Source organism: Oceanospirillum maris DSM 6286, from assembly GCF_000422865.1.
GTDB lineage: Bacteria > Pseudomonadota > Gammaproteobacteria > Pseudomonadales > Halomonadaceae > Oceanospirillum > Oceanospirillum maris.
Map to the genome: position 1 here is coordinate 97,497 of NZ_KE383938.1, position 6,618 is coordinate 104,114.

General features: G+C 44.7%; 7 protein-coding genes. 4 read left to right on the forward strand and 3 right to left on the reverse strand.

Annotation, left to right across the window (positions count from 1 at the left end; genetic code table 11):
- Positions 1-24 precede the first annotated feature (24 nt).
- The 3 genes from G517_RS0116320 to G517_RS19680 all read left to right on the forward strand — a co-directional run bounded on the left by G517_RS0116320 (position 25) and on the right by G517_RS19680 (position 2,280).
- Positions 25-774, forward strand: coding sequence for an ABC transporter substrate-binding protein (locus G517_RS0116320; protein ID WP_051206521.1), 750 nt, complete (start codon positions 25-27; stop codon positions 772-774).
- Between the two features lie 79 nt (positions 775-853).
- A complete protein-coding gene (locus G517_RS0116325) occupies positions 854-1,546 on the forward strand; it encodes an ABC transporter permease (protein WP_028305290.1) in 693 nt (230 codons plus the stop codon).
- Positions 1,543-2,280: an ABC transporter permease gene (locus G517_RS19680; protein ID WP_036591914.1), complete on the forward strand. Its 738-nt coding sequence runs from the start codon at positions 1,543-1,545 to the stop codon at positions 2,278-2,280. Before G517_RS0116325 ends, G517_RS19680 begins: the two co-directional genes overlap by 4 nt.
- Positions 2,281-2,428: 148 nt before the next feature.
- Here the strand turns inward: G517_RS19680 and G517_RS0116335 are convergent, their stop codons facing one another.
- The 3 genes from G517_RS0116335 to G517_RS0116345 form a co-directional block, all read right to left on the reverse strand.
- Positions 2,429-4,057, reverse strand: coding sequence for a methyl-accepting chemotaxis protein (locus G517_RS0116335; RefSeq protein WP_028305291.1), 1,629 nt, complete (start codon positions 4,055-4,057; stop codon positions 2,429-2,431).
- A 496-nt stretch (positions 4,058-4,553) separates the two neighbouring features.
- Positions 4,554-5,282 (reverse strand): anti-sigma factor, encoded by a 729-nt coding sequence (locus tag G517_RS20340; RefSeq protein WP_028305292.1) that lies wholly within the window; start codon positions 5,280-5,282, stop codon positions 4,554-4,556.
- Positions 5,261-5,827 carry an RNA polymerase sigma factor gene (locus G517_RS0116345; RefSeq protein WP_028305293.1) on the reverse strand — a complete coding sequence of 189 codons (567 nt, stop codon included), beginning with the start codon at positions 5,825-5,827 and terminating at the stop codon, positions 5,261-5,263. Before G517_RS0116345 ends, G517_RS20340 begins: the two co-directional genes overlap by 22 nt.
- Before the next feature lie 213 nt (positions 5,828-6,040).
- Here G517_RS0116345 and G517_RS0116350 point away from each other — a divergent pair, with 213 nt between their 5' ends.
- Entirely contained in the window at positions 6,041-6,343 is a 303-nt protein-coding gene (locus tag G517_RS0116350) for a hypothetical protein (protein ID WP_028305294.1), read from the forward strand.
- Positions 6,344-6,618 lie beyond the last annotated feature (275 nt).

Sequence of the window (6,618 nt, forward strand, 5' to 3'; positions counted from 1 at the left end):
AATAAATCCCAAGAGGAATCCACAATGAATTTGAAACATACTTTAGCCAGCGTGGCGATTGTTGCAGCGACCCTAGCAGCACCTTTTACCTACGCAGCCGATAAGGTTCGTATCGCAACAGAAGGCGCCTATGCACCTTTTAACTTTATTGATGAATCCGGTGAGCTAAAAGGTTTTGATGTTGATATCGCCAAAGCCTTATGTGAAAAAATGGAAGCAGATTGTACGCTTGTCGCTCAAGATTGGGATGGCATTATTCCTGGTTTGATGGCGCGTAAGTACGATGCGATTATTGCAAGTATGTCGATTACACCAGAGCGCAGCCGTGTTGTTGATTTCTCTGACCCGTACTACTCCAATAGCTTGATCTTTGTTGCGCCAAAGAAAAGTAAATTCAACCCAGAAAAAGTATCAGGTAAGTCTATTGGCGCGCAACGTGCAACAATTGCGGGTCAATACTTAGAAGATAAACTGGGCAGCAAAGTTAGCGTTAAACTGTATGACACCCAAGATAATGCTTACCTTGATCTAGCATCTGGCCGTTTAGATGCAATTGTTTCTGACCAGCTACCCGCCTACGACTGGTTACGTTCTGATGCAGGTCAGGCGTTTGAGTTCAAAGGTGAAAAGATCGATATTGATGACAAAATCGGTATTGCTGTTCGTAAAGGTGACAAGCTTCGCCAAAAGATGAACAAGGCATTAAAAGAAATTCTAGCGGATGGTACTTATGATCGTATCAATGCTAAATACTTTCCGTTCTCTATCTATTAAGTCGAGCTGATTGTTCGATCCGTAATGGCCGCACTGCGGCCATTACTGTTTTAACTCCCCTACTTCATCGGTATCTCCTATGGATTTGCAAGGTTTTGGGCATCTGCTTATTAGTGGAGCTTGGGTTACGCTACAGCTAGCTTTGTGCAGCTTAGCCGTGGGCCTTATTTTCGGTTTGCTGGGTGCTACAGCAAAAGTGTCCTCATCAAAGCTTCTCAGAACAATGGGCAACAGTTACACCCTATTTGTACGCGGTATGCCAGAGTTACTACTGGTATTAACCATATTTTTTGGTTCATCGGCGGTCTTAATGGCCGTAGCAAGCCAGTTTGGATATGACGAATACATCGAGCTAAGCCCCTTTGTCGCAGGTGTCATCGCCTTAAGTATCGCTTTTGGAGCCTATGCAACAGAGGTATTCCGTAGCGCCTTACAAGAGATTCCTAAGGGCCAGAAAGAAGCCGCTGTTGCGCTAGGCATGAGCAAAACTAAAACCTTCAGACGTGTCACTCTACCTCAGGTTTGGCGGATTGCCCTACCAGGCTTAGGCAACCTCTTTTTGGTTCTCTTAAAAGACACCGCCTTGGTCTCTGTTATTGGCCTTAACGAGTTAATGCGCCAAACGGCTGTTGCGGTAGGCTACACCAAAGAACCGTTTACCTTTTATCTCGCAGCGGCCTGTGTGTATTTACTTCTTACATCCATTTCTATGGCAGGCTTGCATTATCTTGAACGCTTTGCGAACCGTGGATATCAAGGGGCACGCTCATGAATTGGGATTGGACGGTTATCGGGCAAAACTTGCCTAAACTGATGGATGGGGCACTACTCACGTTAGAGTTGGTATTTTTTTCCGGCTTGATCGGTGTATTGCTGGCTTTACCCTTGGCGCTGTTGCGTGTGTCTCAAACCCCTTGGGTGAGAGTCTTTCCTTATGCTTATATTTTCTTTTTCCGTGGTACGCCACTGCTCATTCAGATCTTTTTGGTTTACTACGGTGCATCCCAATTTGAATGGATAAAAGAATCAGCTCTATGGCCGATTCTACGTGAGCCTTACTGGTGCGCTGTTATCACCTTTGGTTTGCACACGGCTGCTTATATCGCTGAACTATTGCGTGGCGCTATTCAATCGATTCCTCGGGGTGAAATTGAAGCCGCTAAAGTCGTCGGTATGAACTACCCCTTAATGCTGCGTCGAATTATTTTACCTCGTGCCTTCGGTATCATGATGCCGTCCTACGGTAACGAAGTCATTTTAATGCTTAAAGGTAGCGCCCTAGCCAGTACCATTACGCTGTTAGACCTAACAGGGATGGCCCGTACGATTATCGCTCGCACCTATACACCGATGGAGATTTTCCTATCAGCCGGTGTTATTTACCTGATTATCAGCGCGTTGATCATCGGGCTCTTCCGTTTACTTGAACGTTATTTTAACCGTCATCAACATTGGCCAAGCGAGAAACCTAAGAATCTTGACCCCCAATTGATTGATAAAAGCTGACTGGTAAGAACTCTTAGCCATTAGCCTAGACATCAAAAAGCCCCAACCTCATTAATGCTCTGTTTTTGCGTAAGACATCAACAGACATAAAATGAGGCTGGGGCTTTTTGGTTACAGCCTGTTAAAAATTAAGGTACCAGTAAAGGTTCTAACACTTAAACCGTGCCACATTTTGCTGTAGCTGAACCGCTAATTGTGAAAGCTCTTCGCTGCTTGCGGCAACCATATCAGAACCGGTGGCGGCCTCTGCAGAGACATTAACAATATTAACCAAGTTACGGTTCATCTCTTCGGCCACAGCGCTTTGCTCCTCTGTAGCTGTCGCAACTTGCGCGGTCATATCACTAACCATCTGCATTTGCTGAACAATCATTTTTAGCTCTTCGCCTGCGTGAGTTGCCGCAGCAACAGACTCCTCAGCCCATTTTCGGCTGCGGTCCATAACCTCTACTGCGTTACGGGCACCGCTGCGCAGACGATCATTCATCTCACGAATTTCTTTAGTCGAATCCTGTGTGCGCTGGGCAAGCTGACGCACTTCATCAGCAACCACAGAGAAACCGCGTCCACTCTCACCTGCTCGGGCCGCTTCAATAGCCGCATTCAGCGCCAGCAAGTTAGTTTGTTCTGAAATACCTTGAATCACTTCCAAAACCGTACTGATCTCTTCCGTATCATTTTCAAGGGCTTGGATCACACGGGATGCTTCTTCCACTTCATGGCTAAGATGCGTAATTTTATTAACGGTATCTTCAACCTCGTGATTACCTTCATCCGCCTCTTCATCTGCGGCATTCGTCGCCTGGGCGCTGGCCGTTGCGTTTACCGCAACCTCTTGAACCGTTGCCGACATCTCATTCATCGCTGTAGACAGCAAGTCTGTCTCTTCAGACTGACGGCGAATACCCATACTGGTTTGCTCTGCAATGGATGCAAGTTCTTCTGCTGCACCTTGCAATTGGTTGGCAGAGCTGGTCAGTAAGAAGATTAAGTCTTGGAAGGTTTGTAATGTATGGTCAACAGAGCGCGCCATGAGGCTTAGCTCATTCTTGCCCTTCATATTCACCCGTATCCGAAGATCACCCGTTGCCACTATTTTCATCGTATCGCTAACGGCGTTGAGGGGAGCCACAATAGAGCGTGTAATCACAACTGCCACGATCAGCATCACGATTAAAACCATCGTCAACTGCAGCCCAGCTTGAATCAACTCACTGACAAACATCTCATTAATTTGAAAGATGTAATCGCCAGAACCGATAACCCACTGCCATTCAGAGAACACTTTCACGTAGGAGATTTTTAACTGAGGTTCGTTATAACCAACCTTAGGCCAACGATAGGTAAAGAAACCATCGGCTTTACCTTGGCGACCCAAATTGGCAATGTCTTTAAAAACGAACTGTCCATCTTCTGTTTTGATATTGGACATATCGCGCCCAACAACAGCAGAATCACCACCATGAGCAATTGTCACGGCATCATAATTCAGGACAAAGAAATACTCACCATCAGCATATCTCATATTTTCCAAAGATCGCTTAGCGGCTGCTTGAGCTTCTGATTCTGTCATCTTGCCGGTTTTCACTAAATCGGCATATCCAGAAACCATACTATGGGCAGACTCTACCAGCGTTTTAACCTTCTGATTAGAGCTTTCAAATAAGACATCACGCTGCTCTTGAAGAGACATAAGTTGCAGTATAGCCATTGCAATAACGGCTAGCCCAATAAGAACGTAAAGACGGGCCTTTACGGTAAATTCCTGAAGATTCATAACACTCCCTCGGCTTATGAATTCAAAATGACAGTTACGGGCGTCAAAAAAAGCCAAATGAGGCCTTAGAGAGTGACATCCGAGTGTAGTTAAAAATGGTTAAAAGTAATCAGCCAGTTTAGCAGTGAATACCCATACTGTCTGTTACGACCTACGTTTCAATCGGTTGTTCCAAGTTTAAAAATTGCCTTAAGACACTTTTTATTTACATCTATTTTTGCTAAACCGCCGATCTCTATCTACCTGCTCTTCGCCTGCTCCACTCTATCTTTTACATTCCATACGATCCTTGCATGATATAGCTGCATTAATATGAACATCATTAAGATAAAAAACATGTAACCGAGTAAACAATACAAAATGGCAGAGAAGGTAAAAATGCTAGAGAGAGTAAGAATGACAGGAAAGTAAAAATAAAAAGGGGGATTAAAACAGGGCAGGCAAGCATAGACTGTCTCCAGTCTATGCTAATGCTGATCAGGTGAGGCGAGGTAAATTAAAAACGACGAATAGAGCCTTCTAATGGCATAAAGTCACCCTTGTCAACGACAGGGCCCATATCATCAGGATTGTTATCGCTGTTGATCGAATCAATACTGATAATAATTTGAGCTTGCACTAAGTCACTCTGAATCCATTGGGGGACATCGAACTTTATCAACCCAGAATGTGGCAAAGTACCTATCATGGCGTATTTATCACCGACTTTTAGCCAAAGCTTACATATTTTCCCATCAGGAAGCTCCGCAGGCTTAACGGTCTGAATCATAAGATGACTACGATCCATACTCGTATTGACCAACCAAGCGGGCTTATGCTCTGGTGTGTTCACCACATAAAGATGGTCAGCCATATCGCTATTTAACATCGGTGGCTTCAATAGCAAAACCGAGGTTAAAGCCAAAGCAAAAGAGAATGACACCATGGAAGACAGTTGCCAAAACTTAAGGCCAAACCCTTTTCTGGCGGGTTGAATCTGCTGTTCAATCTGTTTCCACAGCTTTGCCGGTGGGGCGACGGGAGTCAGGCTACGATCAAGCACCTGTAAGTGCTCTCTCCATTGCTGCACATCTGCTTGAAGATCATGGCTAAAAGCAAGCAAAGCCTCAAAAGAAGCTTTCTCTCTTGACGTTAATGTATTAAGTACATATTCACCAGCAGCCTGATGTCGTGACTCAGGGTCCGTAAGGTCGTAAGGTTCAACTATATTGCGGGGCTCAGACATGATTTTAACCTCTCAAGTCCACGGCGAATCCAAGTTTTAACGGTACCTAACGGTTGCTCTAGACGCTCAGACAACTCGTGATGGCTGTAGCCTTCAAAATAAGCCAGTTCAATACATTGGCGCTGGGTATCTTTAAGCTCTTGTAAGCACTTATGCACCTGTGTCGATGTTTGCCACTGCTCGGCAATCGTATCCGTTTGGCTCTTTGAGTCCGGCTGGTATACCAAAACATCATCGCTGTCATTAAGCCGATCGTTTTTATAACGACGTAGCCAGTCAAGGGCCTGATTACGAGCAATGGTGTTCATCCAGGTCATCGGCCGTGCAATATCAGCGTTATACTGACCCGCACTATTCCAAACTTTGAGGTACACCTGTTGCAAACAATCTTCCGCATGACTTTCATTACGTAAGATACGCAGCAAAACGGCAAATAGATGCGAAGAGGTCGCCTTGTAAAGCGCTTTTAACGCTTTTGGCTCTTGCTGTTGGCATCGTTTGAGCAACTGTTGCAGTTGATTTGGATCTGGTGTCTCAAATTTCATAATGACTCTCTTCTTATAAGTAGAGCTATTGTGCCGCAAAAAGCTGTTGAGGGAAAAATGTCGATACAATTATTATGATGTTCTAGGGGCTCTAACCATGTAAGAGCGAGAAAATTTGTTCTAACCGTGACATACCACCACTAAACGGGTCTATAGATCTATGTTAGGGTTAGTCTTTATGTTTAAGATCATGACTTAGAACAGGACAGGACTATGGCGGTACAGCATCGAGCAGGAATTTGTTGGGTTAATGAAGATCAATGGCACCGGTTTCGTGATGTCGCAGAAGATGCTGATATGTTAGAAGACAGTTGGCAGGAATGGGCAGTAAAAACAGAAGAAATGATTGAAACCTTTGCAGTCAAAGGCATTGAAGTTGTTAAAGTGCCTGTCGATATTGAAGCGCTTATCTTATGGTGCAATGAAAAAGAACGTACCGTAAACAGCAGCAGCCGAGCGGAATATGTAACCAAGTTGATGATGGATCAACCTTCGGTGAATATCACCAAGCATTAGGTCGATGATCCTCGATTAAATATTCTTTTTACCATACAAAAATAACCCTCCAATGTTGGCTGTACCAGCCTAACCGTACAACGAACCATTGGAGGGCTTCCCATCTTATTTTTTTTAGCTATTAACCGGCACCTTAGCAGATTGTTTTGCCAGGGGCCGGTACACGGCGAAGCCTATACTCAGCAGTAATAACAAAGCAGCGGCGATCAGATAAGGCAAGATGGGGTTCATTTCATAAAACAAAGTGCAGATCAGGGGCATCACGACCATCGCTA

Bases quoted from the DNA above. Each gene is read 5' to 3' on its own strand.
- G517_RS0116320 (WP_051206521.1), top strand. From the start codon at position 25: ATGAATTTGAAACATACTTTAGCCAGCGTGGCGATTGTTGCAGCGACC.
- G517_RS0116325 (WP_028305290.1), top strand. From the start codon at position 854: ATGGATTTGCAAGGTTTTGGGCATCTGCTTATTAGTGGAGCTTGGGTT.
- G517_RS19680 (WP_036591914.1), top strand. From the start codon at position 1,543: ATGAATTGGGATTGGACGGTTATCGGGCAAAACTTGCCTAAACTGATG.
- G517_RS0116335 (WP_028305291.1), bottom strand. From the start codon at position 4,057: ATGAATCTTCAGGAATTTACCGTAAAGGCCCGTCTTTACGTTCTTATT.
- G517_RS20340 (WP_028305292.1), bottom strand. From the start codon at position 5,282: ATGTCTGAGCCCCGCAATATAGTTGAACCTTACGACCTTACGGACCCT.
- G517_RS0116345 (WP_028305293.1), bottom strand. From the start codon at position 5,827: ATGAAATTTGAGACACCAGATCCAAATCAACTGCAACAGTTGCTCAAA.
- G517_RS0116350 (WP_028305294.1), top strand. From the start codon at position 6,041: ATGGCGGTACAGCATCGAGCAGGAATTTGTTGGGTTAATGAAGATCAA.